General features: G+C 52.2%; 12 protein-coding genes and 1 pseudogene. 6 read left to right on the forward strand and 7 right to left on the reverse strand.

The genetic code is table 11. From position 1 onward, the window contains the following. The first annotated feature begins 261 nt into the window (after positions 1 to 261). Positions 262 to 1,803, forward strand: a complete 1,542-nt coding sequence (locus tag DXC99_RS08890) for a DNA cytosine methyltransferase (RefSeq protein WP_117629953.1) — start codon at positions 262 to 264, stop codon at positions 1,801 to 1,803. Here DXC99_RS08890 and DXC99_RS08895 read toward each other — a convergent pair. From DXC99_RS08895 to DXC99_RS10520, 5 genes are all read right to left on the reverse strand, one after another. Beyond that, positions 1,778 to 3,862 carry an AIPR family protein gene (locus tag DXC99_RS08895; protein ID WP_117629954.1) on the reverse strand — a complete coding sequence of 695 codons (2,085 nt, stop codon included), beginning with the start codon at positions 3,860 to 3,862 and terminating at the stop codon, positions 1,778 to 1,780. The genes DXC99_RS08890 and DXC99_RS08895 overlap by 26 nt on opposite strands. A 5-nt stretch (positions 3,863 to 3,867) precedes the next feature. After that, positions 3,868 to 4,854: a PD-(D/E)XK motif protein gene (locus DXC99_RS08900; RefSeq protein ID WP_117629955.1), complete on the reverse strand. Its 987-nt coding sequence runs from the start codon at positions 4,852 to 4,854 to the stop codon at positions 3,868 to 3,870. Beyond that, positions 4,832 to 7,594, reverse strand: a complete 2,763-nt coding sequence (locus DXC99_RS08905; RefSeq protein ID WP_117629956.1) for a Z1 domain-containing protein — start codon at positions 7,592 to 7,594, stop codon at positions 4,832 to 4,834. Before DXC99_RS08905 ends, DXC99_RS08900 begins: the two co-directional genes overlap by 23 nt. After that, a complete protein-coding gene (locus tag DXC99_RS08910; RefSeq protein WP_117629957.1) occupies positions 7,595 to 9,043 on the reverse strand; it encodes an ATP-binding protein in 1,449 nt (482 codons plus the stop codon). Between the two features lie 231 nt (positions 9,044 to 9,274). After that, the gene (locus DXC99_RS10520) at positions 9,275 to 9,556 is read right to left on the reverse strand and encodes a hypothetical protein (RefSeq protein WP_233505715.1); all 282 of its coding nucleotides are present in this window, start codon (positions 9,554 to 9,556) and stop codon (positions 9,275 to 9,277) included. Positions 9,557 to 9,584: 28 nt separating this feature from the next. Here DXC99_RS10520 and DXC99_RS10525 point away from each other — a divergent pair, with 28 nt between their 5' ends. Continuing rightward, positions 9,585 to 9,788 (forward strand): hypothetical protein, encoded by a 204-nt coding sequence (locus tag DXC99_RS10525; RefSeq protein WP_233505716.1) that lies wholly within the window; start codon positions 9,585 to 9,587, stop codon positions 9,786 to 9,788. A gap of 12 nt (positions 9,789 to 9,800) precedes the next feature. Here the strand turns inward: DXC99_RS10525 and DXC99_RS10640 are convergent. After that, positions 9,801 to 9,923: pseudogene (locus DXC99_RS10640) on the reverse strand (hypothetical protein); the annotation flags it as partial. 183 nt (positions 9,924 to 10,106) lie between these two features. Between DXC99_RS10640 and DXC99_RS08920 the strand changes: the two are divergent. After that, a complete protein-coding gene (locus DXC99_RS08920) occupies positions 10,107 to 10,910 on the forward strand; it encodes a hypothetical protein (RefSeq protein ID WP_117629959.1) in 804 nt (267 codons plus the stop codon). 12 nt (positions 10,911 to 10,922) lie between these two features. Here DXC99_RS08920 and DXC99_RS08925 read toward each other — a convergent pair whose 3' ends face one another. Then, positions 10,923 to 11,669: a metallophosphoesterase gene (locus DXC99_RS08925; RefSeq protein ID WP_147329358.1), complete on the reverse strand. Its 747-nt coding sequence runs from the start codon at positions 11,667 to 11,669 to the stop codon at positions 10,923 to 10,925. A gap of 392 nt (positions 11,670 to 12,061) precedes the next feature. On the opposite strand from DXC99_RS08925, the gene DXC99_RS08930 reads away from it, so the two are divergent. The 3 genes from DXC99_RS08930 to DXC99_RS08940 are packed head-to-tail and all read left to right on the forward strand — an operon-like array spanning position 12,062 to position 14,687. After that, positions 12,062 to 12,604: a DUF4342 domain-containing protein gene (locus tag DXC99_RS08930; protein WP_117629961.1), complete on the forward strand. Its 543-nt coding sequence runs from the start codon at positions 12,062 to 12,064 to the stop codon at positions 12,602 to 12,604. Between the two features lie 18 nt (positions 12,605 to 12,622). Continuing rightward, positions 12,623 to 13,408 (forward strand): response regulator transcription factor, encoded by a 786-nt coding sequence (locus tag DXC99_RS08935; RefSeq protein WP_117629962.1) that lies wholly within the window; start codon positions 12,623 to 12,625, stop codon positions 13,406 to 13,408. Further along, a complete protein-coding gene (locus DXC99_RS08940) occupies positions 13,392 to 14,687 on the forward strand; it encodes a cell wall metabolism sensor histidine kinase WalK (protein WP_117629963.1) in 1,296 nt (431 codons plus the stop codon). Before DXC99_RS08935 ends, DXC99_RS08940 begins: the two co-directional genes overlap by 17 nt. The last annotated feature ends 144 nt before the right edge of the window (positions 14,688 to 14,831 follow it).

Genomic DNA, 14,831 nt, shown 5'->3' on the forward strand with positions numbered 1-14,831 from the left:
TATGAGGCGAATCGTTCAAGAGTGCGTTGAACAATTTCATTCCCGCATTTTTGGAATGCCCATAAGATGCCCGTTTGACAGGAAGCGATCTGGGCCATCTTTGAGCAGAAACTCAAATGCTGGCGCGCCGCCTGCACTTATCGAGTTTCCCGCAACTGCTATAAATAGAAAGTTTATTTACATAGCGAGACACTCCTGGACGTTTGACTTTCATCCTGGTAGCCTGGATATCTAGAAGTTTCTGTTTGGAGAGGGTTAGCAGTGATTCCCGTTATTGACTTATTCGCGGGCCCGGGAGGCCTTGGGGAAGGCTTCTCATCACTTCGAGACGCTGAGAACAAGCCCGTGTTCCAAACAATCATGTCCATTGAACGTGACAAGCAGGCTCATCAGACCCTGAGGCTTCGTTCATATCTGCGCAAAATTGCAGAACCGGACGGAACATTGCCGAGAGTTTATCTCAGATACATGAAAAAGCATGACAATGAGACCTTCGACCAACTTATCCGCTACCGCCCAAAAGAATGGCAGGCTGCTTGCGAAGAAGCTTTATGCGACGAGCTCGTCGATGGAGACGACCGCTTGGTTAAACTCGGCGCCGAACGCGTGACAAGATGGTTTGAAGACCGTGATAGGGGTCCGCTAGTCCTTATTGGCGGACCTCCGTGCCAAGCATATTCGTTGGTGGGCAGATCGCGGCGCAAGCATGACATTACATTCGAAGAGGACCCGAAGCACACCCTCTACCGTTGCTACCTCTCGTTTATCAACGAGCTAAAGCCGGATGTCTTCGTTATGGAAAACGTCAAAGGACTTCTTTCTGCAAAGCACGAGGGCCATGGCGTTTTTAACCGCATATGCAAAGATATGGAAGAGGCGGGATACACTATCCATTCCCTCGTCACTGATGACCCCCATAATCCAAAAGATTACGTTGTCAAAGCCGAACAGTATGGAATCCCCCAGATGCGCCACAGGGTCATTCTCCTTGGTATTAAAAATGACACCGGAATCGAACCGAGCACGCTAACCAAAAAGCATGTTTGCACTCTTGGGTCAGCCCTTCGTGGGCTGCCTAAACTGCGAAGCGGATTCTCTGAACGCAACGAAAACTGGCGCGATATGAACTGGGCAGAGTACATAAACTCAGCGGCAAAAGAGTTGAAAGACAATGGCGAATGCAACGATCTTACAGACATCCTTGATAGGGTAATTTCACGCTACGCGCCAAAGTTAACCGCAAAGCACAAAGTTGATCCCGTCCACAATCGATATGAAGAATGGTATAGAGGAAGGCTCGGAAATAGCAAGGTCCTCACAAATCATGAGTCTCGCTCTCACTTGGCGAGCGATCTTGACCGTTATCTCTTTTGTGCGGCATATGCAGAAAAATACGGTACGCCCGCACGCCTTGAAGAATTCCCCGAGTCATTGCTTCCCAATCATAAGAACGTCCAGGCAGCAAAAACGACTGGTAACTATAAATTCAACGACCGTTTTCGTGTGCAAGTATGGGGAAGACCCTCTACGACCATCACCTCGCATATCGCCAAGGACGGACACTATTACATCCATCCGGATCCGTCGCAATGCAGGAGCCTTACCGTGAGAGAGGCCGCAAGACTTCAAACCTTCCCAGATGACTATCTGTTCGAAGGCAACAGAACGTCTCAGTACACTCAGGTGGGTAACGCGGTGCCGCCGCTACTTGCCCAGCAGATAGCGGCGGTAGTCGCAAAGGCACTTGGAAAAGAAGCCCACGGGTTTTACGAGAATCTTACAGACGATACTGACTGCTCTTAACACGGTAAGGACAGCCGACTCTGTGCAGCCGCTTCATCATGTTAATAAGTACAACGGACTGGCTCTCGGAGGGCACTTTGTTTGGCAAGGCACATGCATACTGCAAAATACCCCGTTCCTTCTCAGTTCCCTCGCCCTCTGCAAGGCACCAGTTAAGAACATTTTGCCAAAATCCGCTTCCCATCTCGCAAACCGCCGTCTGAGCTTCAATCCCATTCAGCGTTTTCTGGTTACGGGAGCCCTCTCGCTGAATGTCTTTCTCCTCATCGAGGTCAATAAGCTCGCCAAGCCACTCTTTGTCCCAATCAACCTTTTTTAACTTGATAGCCTCCCAGCATTTCTGTTGTTTTGCCCATTCAGAAATGTTTCGATAGCCCGTCGCGGGATGCATCAATACATCATGCGCAGCGTCAGATGCTTGCCCAAGCGCCCTCTCAAACGCTGGCGACAACGATTGTTGATTCCAAATGCCAAGAAAGTTAACGGCTTTTCCTAAAGCGGAAACTGCATTTGAAAGCACTCCCACCGCAAGGACTACATGCTGCGAGCGATAGCTGCCGGTTTCCCACCAATCACGCGCCTGCACAATCTTGCCTGTGCGATCGAATATAATTTTCTTGGCAATCAAATATTTGAAATAAGTCTCATTGAACTGACTCTCATCCTTATCCCAGGAGTCTTTAATTAGCCGAGCAAATTCAGAGAAGTTCTTCTGGGCACCGCGATTGACCAAGTAGGCCTTATTCGTCCAGACCATGAGATATTTTGCCAAATCCGTTTTCGTAAAAGTCTGCGTTTTAGGAAACTCAGCAACAAATTTACGCTTCTGCGCAGGCGTAAGATAAGCTTGCTTATCTCGATATGAGCCTCTTGCCCGCTCGTAGAACCATTTGGTTTGCGTGAAGCTATCTGCCCGCATGGGAGCAAGTATCCTTTGCGAGAACTCTTCGATCCTCACGTGATAAGGGTGGTTTGCAAAGAAGTCGGCTGAAGAAACCTTATTCTGGCTGTTTGCATATTCAGAGATCCTAGGCACCAGTTCGAGAGCCTCTTCCGGGCTGACAACACTAAGCTTCATTTGGACAAACACGCGGTCCAAACTTTTACCAGCCTTATATGCGGCATAAACCGATGCGGTTGTCTGGCCACCGTTAACTATCTGCAGGTTTTCTAGACGGTCAATTAAAAGCCCGTCTTCCCCGCTCTCCGTTGTAACGCTCTCTGCGGTCGCCGTGATACCGTTATTGAACGAGAAGAAAAGCTCGGGCTCATTCTCGAGAGTACGCTTTATACCCTTGTTGACATTGCTTCTCGCCTGAAGAAATACACGGACGTTTTGCTCAAGAAGTCGCGCTCCCCAACGATCGTAGATGCGCGCCAAATCGACACCCGGTATCGCAGCAAGGTAAACCTTGTTCTTGTCTTTCGGAGAGCTTGCGAGAAGGGCCCGAATCGGACCCGTCGGCAATTCGTTAAAGTCAATGAGCAGTCTCTCCCGCTCACGACCCGATTCAATAAGATTACCTATCCGTTCAAGATCCCAGACGTTGTAAACAACCTCTTTGCCAAGGACACTCCCCGTCTCTTTACCCGAAACCCTTTGGCTAAGTTTTTTGTTTGAAAGAAGATACAGATTAACTCGCTCGATTTCGTTCCAGCGAGCGTGAATTAAATCGGCGAGCCCAAACCCCGGATCCGTCGGCTCAAGAGATTCCCTAAATTGAGAATCCAATGCTTTGGTTACGAATTTCTCAAGCCGCCGAAAATCTGCCTCCATTTCAGAATTCGTTAATGTCAGCAAGCCAGTATCTTGGTTGAAGTCGAGGACAATGAGGCCAAGGACTTTTCTGCTTGACTCAAAAGGATCGCCACAGTAGCCATCAACCCTTATTCCAGTTCTCTGACAGAAGGCGGGGATGGCCTCATCGAATTCTCCCGCATCGCAAAGATAATCAGTGATGAGGTCAAAGAACGCATCGTTCTTATAGACTCCCTCTGAGTCCGCCTTATTCTTGACCTCTTGAAACAGTTCCTCCTGAAACGAAGTGGAATCTGTCATCTAATTCACCTCAATGCTTGGGTAATTGCGCTCTGATCAACTTCGTAATCAGAGCAGTAGCCAAGGTCGATTTTATATGTAACAGCCTTAACTCCAGGCGGACACGAACTGGAAACGATTCGCGGAAATCCATCCTTAACTTCATATGTTTCAGTTACGCCCTCGCTCCACAAGGTGTGGGAATAATCGTCTTCCGGAAAATACCCGGCATCCGACAGCTTCTCCTGAAAGTGCGCCAAATCCAATGGGCTGTCGAAGAGCATTTGAACATCGTTGACGACATCGGTAAGGCTGAATGCCGCTTTATCTTCATCCGTAGCGCTGTTCAACTCAACGACATATAAGAAGAGCCTTTCACTTTCGTTGGTGTTCAATTGCTCTTCTGACGATATTCCAATTTCCGAATTCGACGACCCTCGTTTGCTTTTCACCTCGACGAAAATCTGCCCGTAACCGAAATCGCGCTTAGAGCGTTCTGGCCCTGTCCAGCCACTCAAGGCATTCGACGGCTCGTAAATGGCAGCGGAAACCCGTTTAAGAAAAAGCAGCTCGCCGATAAGCCCTTTTTGTTGCTCGGCTGTGAGGGGACCACGCCCGGGCCTGAGAAACGAAGCCCATTTCTCGAGCCTCATGAAGGTCATCTTCCTCATCGCAACGGTGGGGGCTTTCTGCACCGAGTCGGCAATATCAAGACATAAGCGGAGAAATTGGGCTTTCATTTCCTGGTCTTGGAGCTCAAGCAGTATGGAGCGCTCCGATTCAATGTCTCGAATAGAGATGTTCTTAAACTTGGGAGGCTCCGGTGCCCCCGTCTCGCTGCTGTCATATTCGACAAGAAAAGCAGGGTGATTAGAGCGCCCCTTTGCCCAATAAATCCTTTTTGCATCGGGATTGACATCGGGTGCGACCATTCTCGTGTTGTAGTCGCCCCTTCCACGCGATCTAGGCAGCTCTTCCCACGGATTATCGCTAGTCGTCTTCATAATCATCATCGCTATCTTCGGGTTCCGGCATCATGTTCTCCAGTGCCACAGAATTAAAAACGTAAGTGACTGGTCGCGTTTGCTTATCGGTGTGCGGAAAACTGATGCTCCAGCCGAAAACGCATTCCTGAGCATCCCAGCTCTTCCACCAGGAAGGAGCTTCTTTTCCGGCCTCCTTCTTTTCTTTAATTTTGATTTCTCCAAATCGCATGCAAATCGGATGCAAAACCAGCAATGGCCGCCTCCTTATTTGACGATAATAGAGATCAGAACAGTTTTTCGCCTTGTCGCCGCTATGGTCTGCAGCATATCGTTCTTCCGCCATTTTCCTTTCTTCCGCACTTAAGCCAGCGGCCTCAACTCCACGACTGGATAAACGATGTTTCTCTCCGACAACAACGACATCATTGTTCGAAGCGCTACCGGGATATCTTTGCTCCATGCTGACCGTTCCATCAACAGGCAAATCGATTGGATCATTTGATCGAGAGCCATGTGCCAAGAGAACGTCCCATTCCTTCAGCTCGCCATCAAGCAGCCGTTCGTTGACGTAGCTTAGGATTGGAGCTTTTTGAGACTTTGGCGAAAGGCCATCTTCATTTTCATAGGCTTCTAGAAAAGCGGTAACAAACTTGACCGGAACCCCCTTATAAAGATATCTATAAGAGCCCCCGTCTTTGAAGTCCGCATACCCCTTTATTGCGCTAAGAAGGTCCCTGCATGCCGCCTCGTTATCGGCAACTATCTCCGCGTCCCTGTCAAATGCAATCGTTTCAACGAATCCCTCGTTTAAATCGATGGGGGCCTTTTCCTTTTGCCCGGCACCCATCTTATTTCTCGCGGTAACGGTCAGGGCATCAGGGCTCTGGCGTATTTTCAAAACGTAATTCTTTGGAGTGCGCTTAACTTGGCGCATGCTCCTTAGTTGATCGAACAGATTCTCCGTCGAATCGGCAACGTATTTGTACCAGCCCGCCGCCTCGTCGGTCATCCATACACGACAAAGATCCTCATACTGAGGCCTATATCCAAACCAACGAGCCATCTGCATCAGCGCATCATATGCTCTGGCGTTTCGCGAATAGTAAGAGACCGTTAACCCTTCAAGGGTTAAACCACGAGAAAGCCTATATCCGCCAACCGCGATAACTCGCTCGTTCCTGTTCTCATAGTCCAGAGCATCTCCTGAGTCTGTATTGATGCTCAGAACATGATAATCCGGGTCGTAGAGACGTGGCTGTATTTCGCTCCAGCCAAAACCGCAGCCTGCATATTCCAGCTCCCAAGTAGCTTTCAAATCCTTTAGGTGCGGAGAAGCCTCAAGCGCCTCCTCCGGGTTTAAGGCCCCATAGGATTTCGCCGCCGTATTCAGGTCGTTAAGGTAATCCTCAACTAGATTCCGCATGCAATTCTGCGGTTTCTTATAGGGAGATACATTGACCATCATCGTTGAATGGAAATTAGTGCCAAAACGAAGTGTCTTTATCGTCGTCGCCAATACAAAAGTACGAATTGCCGCCTTTAGACTAAGGGGAAGCATAAAGGGCTCAAAGCTACTTTTATGTTTTGCAGGAAGGACATCGTCCGCATCGTCAATGAAACGCAAGTGCTTGTGAGTAGGCTCGTCGTAATCTCCGAATACCTTTTTGGCACCGAAGTAGTCAGAGGACTCCTCAAGCGTATAAATAAAGTTGCTCGGGAAAAGGTCCTTGCCATACTCATCGCTGTCAACGCTAGGGTCGATCAAAACGTTAGCAAATGGCGTAGCAGTGTAGCCAACATAGCAGGCCTTATTGAATAGGTTAAGCAGGTTTCTTATCTGCCCATTGATTTTGGTCGGTTCATTCTCTCGCTTTTCGAGCTTGTATTTTCCGTTAATCGAAGCATTATCCGCTTCATCGTCAATGAGCAACAGAGGTTGATCCTGGCTATTGCTGGCATCCAGCCATTCAATTACCTGCTGGAGAGACTTACTATTCTTCTTAACAACAAACAAAAAAGGTTCGTTTGTTTGCGTCGGCTGGATGCACCTTAAAGCCTTAGCTCGTTCTGTACTAAAGTCTGCTTCTCTCGAGGTACAGGCAATTGGTCGTCGGGCTTGACTCCCCTTGCCAACGCCAACCGGTTCGACTGTGCTGTTCTCAATGTTAAAACCTGTAAAACCATCTTCAAGACGAGCTTGCGTCTGATTTCGCAGGACATTATGCACGCCGGCCATGACGATAATGATTCGATATCCCGCGTCGGCGGCGCGGGATATCAGCCCAATATAATTTGCAGTTTTTCCCGATTGAACGGATGCGACTACGAGGCCGCGTCTTGTAAAAGAGCCGCACTCTAAAGGATCGGCCATTAAGTCAAGGATGTTGCGACTGTCCCTATCTATCGACTTAACCGCGGCGGGCGCCCATTTCTTATCGCGCACCAAGTATCGCCTATAGCGATTCCAGTAGAACCATTCGATCGAGTCTTCTGCTTCACTCAACCAGGGATGGCTATCCTCATCCTTAAACTCAAAGCCAAGCTTTTTCTTAATCGTAAGCTCGCTACAATACTTCTCAACAAGCCTACGGACGATATCATCCTTGTCGCATTGTTTAGATACAGGGAAAATTCCGGCGAATGCAGTGTAGAACTGCGAATAGGTATCCGCAACATCCGCCTCTTCGGGAACGCCGTCATCGTTCTCTAGTTTATCTCTGGCGGAGTTGTCAATGTAATTGATGAACTGCTCTAGTGTGGCGTCCATTTAGCACTCCTCGATTCCCAAAATGGCAAGTACTTCATTCCAACGTGTGGCGAACAAGTCAACTGACCTCATAGTGGAGAGGATGTCATCCTCATCCTTCCCCATTTGTTTTAATGAGCCAAAGAAAGTGAGAACAGCATTACAAAAGTCATCGTCTTTCATCTCCTCAAAGCAAACTGACCCTTCGTTGTTCGACAGTTCGTAAAAAAGAGATTCCGTTGGGAATGACGATTCGACCAGCGAAAGAACAGTCTTGAAAGCAGCCCTCTGATCATCATCAAGAGATGAATTGAAGCTATCAAGAATTGGGTTTTTGCGATTAATGCAATAAAGGGTCTTGTCTCCAGTTTTTATCGCATTCCAAGCCGGATATACCTCAGGCCTCGTTAACCTAGCGCCGCGACGACGATAAACTCTTTTTGAAGGCGCACCAATATGAGCAATCAATTGTTTGATACTCGCCCTTACTTCTTCCGGAAGCTGAGCGGACACTTTCTTAACGTCAATTTTCCATGCTTCATCTTGGTTAACATCAATATCAATCTTCACGCGGCACAACTGGGTGAGAGCGGTTTTCTTGGCAATCCCAAACCAAGTTCCATGCAGTATCAAGCGCTTCGCGCGATAGAGAAAGACTCCCTGATTCTTTAAGTAACCGCCAGGAAGAGCAAACTTTTCATACTCTGCATCTGAAGCATAATTTGACCTATGCGGAAGAGTAAACGCCTGCATCGTAACGCCGGGACAAACATTTTCGACAGGCGATGGTTGCGTCGCCTGATTGCTAACATTAAATGGATCGATGGGGTCAAGCGTGCGATTATTCACATTGACCTTAATGCGCTTGAGCCCACGTTCTCCCGCTAAGTAACGATGAAATACAAGAGAGAGGTAATCTTGAGCCTCACTTATAATTCTGTCGTAATTGGCTTTTCCGGATCCATTTACCCCGGTTAGACGATCAAGTTTTTCCCATAGAACAAGCGTACCCGTCTCGTTCATCTCTCCAATAAACGGAATGGAGTCCGTTCTTTTCTGTTCCAAAACTGTCCATTTGTTTTCACTGGCAACAAGATCGAGATCCCACGTGAAGGCATTCACTTCACCGTTTTTCTTTGACACAACCGTCAGCCTTCTGCATTGTGAAAATGAAGCGGTTTTTAACCCGAGACCAAAACGCCCGAGATCGTTCAAATTCCGCTTGCACCTCGGATCAGTGCTACCGAGCCTCATGGCATGCATTAACTCATCTCTGCCAAGCCCCTCACCGTCATCAATGATTGCAATTCTGAAGTCATCAGAAGGAATAGCAAGGATTGGGATATTCCTTGCCCTCGCGGTAATAGAATTGTCAACAATATCAGCTAGTGCACTATTAAACGAATACCCAATATCTCTTAGGCTTTCAATTAAAATCCTCGGTTCGGGCTCAAGCTGCATCGATTCCATCCAAAGCCAATCTTACTAGCATCATAATCGATAAGTATAGCAGCGGCCATTAATCAATTATCACTTACCGGCACCCAAATCATGCGAACGGTAGCGCTACCGGCAATAACGTGACAGTCGCAGCACGATTATTCACGTTTCGGCGCTCATTTAAAACTGCCTTGCGGCATTCCTAACAGCCATCTTCAATGCGGCAGGCGTTTTGTACTTCACCATGTCCTCTGTTTCACATTACCCGTTCAGTACCATCAGCAAAGGCATCATCAGTCCGCGCCGCTTGGCGGTTTTAGAGTTCTCCTTTACGAATTCTTTCAGCCGCTGTATATCGAGCCCTCGCCCAAGCGCATCGTTATAGGCATCGATAATTAATGAGGGGTCCTCGCAATCGAGGCAAAGATCGACAAGCGTGCGCTCGGGCTTGGTTACCGGCAGGCCGTCGAGCCAAACGATATCCCGCTCGGCAATCTCGCGCTTTACAAAAGAAAGGGAATCGTTTCTCGTATTGATGCGCATGGGCGCGGTCATCCTGTAGGGGGGACAGATGGAAATCGCCCATTTGCTGCAGGTTCGCCGCAGTCGTACCGCTCACGGCGATGCCATCCCACTGGCGTTTTCTCTCCCACGCGCACAGGGAGGGATTGGTGAGCTTCCAAAGAGCGTTGAGCTCGTCGGTGTCTCGGCGCTGCGCGCCCGACATCCGGTAGGCACCGTGGCATATCCGCTCAAGACGCCCCACGCGGCATGAGTGCGCCAGCGCATCTCGAGAAATGTCCATGCGAGCCGCCTGAGCCGTGGTGAACACGCCCTCGCTCTCGGAAAGCTCGCTTATCGCCGTTATGTTGCTAAAGTACTTCATGTTGCATTTGTAGGATATTTTCATACTTTTGCAACGTGATTTGCATAACGCACAGGCGCAGTGCCTTGCTTAATCTGTTCCTGCCGCAGCGCTGTCGTTGAGAGGCCATCATTTTCCTCCCCTGGGACCATGCTGGCACCCCTAGCCGCTACGACCGCAGGCATGCCTATAATGAGACATGTTTCCTGATGAGAAAGGAATCCAGATATGGACGAAGCCAAGCTCGCCGATTTGAACCACATCCAGGACTTTTTCAACCGTGTCGATAGCGTGCGCAACAGTGCATCCCCGACCAAAAAGTTTCATATCGATCATCCAATAGGAATAGGCGTCAAGAACTTCATTGGATGGTGCAACGATTCCTGCGAGATCGGTTCCGAAAGCAGTAATAGCGCAGACGATGCCGAGACGTTGGGCGAAGCCATAGTCGCTCTGAATCAGCTTGACAACAGTGAGCTCGCTGCAATGGAAGCCGCTCTCAGGGAAGACGTATGGGGCGATTGGTGTGGAACCGAATGGAGACAAGCGAAGCAGGCAAAAAGACTCGGACCGACAATTAACATAATGAAAAATCACCCGGAAAACGCGGCCTTCTATCTTGTGCTCAGACACCGCACCGATAAGCAAAAGCATTACCGCTTTTATTTTGACGACGATACAATTGCAGAAGTCGATGCCTTCAAGCCCTTTACCGACAGCGCGCATGACAATTTAAATCAGCAATGGCATGTGCTCATCTCCGTGCTCGCATACCTCGATGTCGCTCACGCTTTAAGCAGTGATCAGCACGAATACCATTGCCTGTATCAACATTTTAAATCGCGGGACATGGGCGATTTAAGTGCATTGCATCTACAGTTATTGTGTTCCCCTAACCAGCCTGAAAACAGGCGCATCAAGCTACAGCTTGTTAAACCGAAGACGGCCCCAAAGCCCTGGACAATAACATATCGCTCGGAAGCGATGAATGGTTGGCTTAAGGAAGCACTGCGTAGGTTGGCAGACAAATAATCGCCCGTCAACCTACTCCAGCCCTTGCCCGCTGTACTTCCCTGTCTCTGAGTCGTAGTTCAGCACGACGACCTCACCGTGCTGAACTACGTTCCCGTCAATGTAGAAATGGCTGGCTCCGTCATACCAGATACCGCGGTAGCCTGCGATGCCCGAAGCCGCTTCGGTATTGATGTGCCCGGCGATAACATCCAGGTAGAACTTACGCCCCACGTAATCGGGCGGCATCATGGTAAACGACTCGGCAGACGTGCCCATCTTCCAATACTCCCCGGCATCCTCTTCAATACCGGCGTGCACAAAAACCTGGCCGAAGGGGCTCTCGTAAAAATAAGGGAGCTTGCGGACCCACGCGATGATGTCCGCATGCTCGGCCTTCATGCTCTCGACCGTAAAGGCGTACGCTTCCTCGAACTCCCTGAGCCTCAACAGATGCTTAACGTGCTTGAATGCCTCGGCATCTAAGAAGCTCTTAGCCGTTGCCAGATTGCTGTCGGCAAGTATCCATGCCTGCGTGAAATTGGGATCGTTCACCTCGTCAATGTACTCAAGGAACATCCCCTCATGGTTGCCACGCAGTGCCACGACGCGATCGCCGTAACGTTTTTGCAGGTCCATGATGAGCTCAAAGACGCCAAGCGAATCGGGGCCTCGATCGCAGTAATCGCCAAGTAAGACCAGCTTGAAGTCCTGGGCATCGAGGTCGATGGTGGATAGCGATGCCTTAAAGGCGTCCAAACACCCGTGAATGTCACTCATAGCGTAGATATGCACCTATGACCCCCTGTTTGCGTCGGGACCCCGCTCGTTTGCGCCATACGGCACGGCGACCCCTCTGATTTCGCGGGCGGCAGGCAACTTTGCCCCGTCACGCCCTTAACGTTGGTAATAAGTATATCTCGCCGTGCGGACACAAATTTACCCTTACGCCCCGGGCGCCCGGCCCGCACTTGCCTCAAAGACTGCCTGTGCCCACACCACCCAAAAACTCATCCAGCATTAATCTTGGCTCAAGAATCGCTTAATCTATAACCTGCACTATAGAGTTCGACCAAGGGCGGGGCGGCGCCGCGCGACGCAGGCCGCCGAACGCAACGCTCGCGCCCGAGCAGATCGCCTGGCGTCGCGCCCATCGAACGAAAGGACAGGTCATGGACGACCTCGAAAAAGTTGAAACCATCCGCACCAAGTGCAACGTGAGCTACACCGACGCCAAGGCGGCGCTCGACGCCGCCGACGGCAACGTTCTGGATGCCATCATTTGGCTCGAGTCGCAGGGCAAGACCCAGACCACGTCGGCGCATGCCGCCACCGAGTCCGCGCCAGTCGATGAGCCCTCTGCCGAGATGGTCGCCGCGCAGGCAGCCTACGAAAAGTCGAGCGAAAAGACCGACTTCTCCAAGAAGATGGACAGCGCGTGGGAGTACCTCAAAAAGCTCTTCCGCCTGAGTCTGGACACCAAGTTTATCGCCACGCGCCGCGATGCGATCATCCTCAACATCCCCATCCTGATTCCCATCGTCGCGCTGTTTGCCTGGGGCGCCACGATATGGCTGATGCTGATTGGCCTGTTCTTTGGCATGCGCTACCGCATCGACAGCGACGGCGACGTGCCCGGCAGCATCAACAACCTTATGGATAGCGCTGCTAACGCTGCGGACGACATCAAGCAAAATCTCAACGACGACAAGTAATCGCAGACGGGGGCACGCATGGCACGGATCCTGATCGTAGAGGACGAGGAGAAAATCGCCCGCTTTGTGACGCTCGAGCTGGAGCACGAAGGCTACCAGGTGGAACACGCCGCCGATGGCCGCACTGCCGTGGACCTGGCGCTGGAGCGCGACTACGATCTGATTCTGCTCGACGTACTGTTGCCGCAGCTCAACGGCATGGAGGTCTTGCGACGTGTCCGCAAGCACAAGGATGTGCCGGTGATTATGGTCACCGCGCGCGATGCCGTGATGGACAAGGTGGCTGGGCTCGATGCCGGCGCCGACGATTACCTGACCAAGCCGTTTGCGATTGAGGAGCTGTTCGCACGGATCCGCGTGGCACTGAAGCGCTCGGAAGCCGTGCGAGCGGCTTCGGGCGTTGGCGGCGCCAGCGCCGGGGCTGGCGTAGCGAGCGGCACGGCCGCCGGTATCGCCACAATGTCCCCGGCAACCGACACGGCCCAGACCGCTGCCGCGCCCTCCCCCGCCGCGCTCACCGTGGGTTCGGTCGCGCTCGATCCCGACCGCCGCGAAGTCACGGTCGGCGGCTCGCCCATCGCGCTCACGGCCCGCGAGTTCGACGTCCTCGCCCTGCTTATGACGCATGCCGAAACCGTGCTCACGCGCGAGCGCATCGCGCACGAGGCGCTGGGCTACGAATACGTGGGCGACACCAACAACGTCGACGTGCACATCGCGCACCTGCGCGCCAAGATCGAGGACGCCGGCGGCGCCCGCATCATCCAGACCGTGCGCGGGGTGGGCTATGTCTGCCGTGCGTAACGCCGAGGTCAAGCGCGTCACCTCCATCGCCCGCGCCATCAACTGGAGCTATATGTGGCGCCGCTTGATGAGCCACATCTGGCTCGACCTGTTACTGTTGGTTATTGCGGCGGCGATCCTCGTCTATGGATACAACCAGACGCTGCCCGATGGCGCGTTTACCGCGGGATGGATCCCCGGCGCCGCCGTTCGCAGCATGTCGCTGACGCCCGCGCGCGGCTGGGACCTGACAACGCTCACCTATACCGTCGAGCTTGCGCGTACCACCAAGACTTTCCCCCTCGCGCAGGACCTCGTCACGCTATGGCCTCTCTACCTTGTCGTTGTGGGCTGGCAGGTCATCAGCGTGCTCAACATGCTCGGCGGCGCCCGCCGCGTGCGCCGCACCATGGCGCCGCTCAACGATCTGGCCCTGCGCGTGGACGAACTCGGCCGCATGCAGCTCTCCGGCGGCAAGATGGAAACGCTGGAGCAGGCCATCGAGCGCGCAAGCGTCGACTCGCCGAGCGTCACCACCGGCGACGCCGACCTGGCAAGCATCGAGGTCGCGCTCAACCGCCTGCTGCGCCAGATGCAAGAGGCCAAGCTGCAGCAGATGCGCTTTGTCAACGACGCGAGCCACGAGCTGCGCACGCCCATCGCGGTGATTCAGGGCTACGTGAACATGCTCGACCGCTGGGGCAAAGACGACCCGGACGTGCTGGCAGAATCCATCGCGTCCCTCAAGGCCGAAAGCGAGCACATGCAAGAGCTCGTGGAACAGCTGCTGTTTTTGGCACGCGGCGATGCCGGGCGCACGGTCCTGCGGCGTGCGCATACCAACCTGGCCGCACTGGTCGGCGAGGTATGCGAGGAATCGCAGATGATCGATACCGAGCACACGTATCGGCTGGCGTACGACACCACGCTTGCCAACGACCCGCGCTGCGACGCATCTGTCGACGTGGCGCTCGTGAAGCAGGCTCTGCGCGTGATCGTGCAGAACGCCGCCAAGTATTCGAACGCGGGCACGTCCATCAGATTTGGCGTAGTGCCGGATGCGGGCGCGGGCACGATCGACATAAGTGTTGAGGACGAGGGTATCGGCATGAACCAGGAATCCGCAGCTCACGCTTTTGAACGGTTCTACCGCGCCGACAACGCACGCGATGCCGGCGCGCAGGGCTCGGGTCTGGGGCTCGCCATTGCCAAGTGGATCGTCGACAGCCATGGCGGTGTCATCGGCGTGACCTCAGTCGAGGGCGTCGGCAGCCGCTTTACGATTCGCCTGCCGCGGTAGGGGCGTCTCTCACGAATCGAAGGTGAATGCTTTTCCGCGAAGTGAACGACCTATTTTGGACCCCCGAAGCATCCGCACTTTTTGGCGCCAAAACCGCAGGAAATACCTGACAAAACCGCAGGAAAGAGCGACGTAAAAGTGTCG

Source organism: Collinsella sp. TF10-11AT (assembly GCF_003437565.1).
Taxonomy (GTDB): domain Bacteria; phylum Actinomycetota; class Coriobacteriia; order Coriobacteriales; family Coriobacteriaceae; genus Collinsella.